At 61.2% G+C, this 389-nt stretch carries 1 protein-coding gene; it reads right to left on the minus strand.

All coding sequences use genetic code 11. The annotated features are described in order from the left end of the window. Positions 1-389: hypothetical protein (locus G358_RS29165; protein WP_033403657.1), on the minus strand; the 389-nt coding region annotated here is incomplete at both ends.

Raw genomic sequence — 389 nt, forward strand, 5'->3', positions numbered from 1 at the left:
TTCGGTGTTGGCGTTGGCCATGGTGTCTTCGTCGGTGTTGGATCTGGCGTTGGCTCTGGCGTCACCGTTGGTGTCGGCGTTGGCGTTGGCGTTGGCGTTGGTTTTGGCGTCTTCGTTGGTGTTGGTGTTGGTGTCGGCTTCGGTGTCTTCGTTGGTGTCGGTGTTGGCGTTGGCCATGGCGTCTTCGTCGGTGTTGGATCTGGGGTCGGCTCCGGCGTCACCGTTGGTGTCGGCGTTGGCGTTGGCGTTGGTTTCGGTGTCTTCGTTGGTACCGGTGTTGGTGTTGGTTTCGGCGTCTTCGTCGGCTTCGGTGTTGGCGTTGGCCATGGCGTCTTCGTCGGTGTTGGATCTGGGGTCGGCTCCGGCGTCACTGTTGGTGTCGGTGTTGG

It is taken from the genome of Paenibacillus fonticola DSM 21315 (genome assembly GCF_000381905.1).
In the GTDB taxonomy this organism is placed as follows: domain Bacteria; phylum Bacillota; class Bacilli; order Paenibacillales; family Paenibacillaceae; genus Fontibacillus; species Fontibacillus fonticola.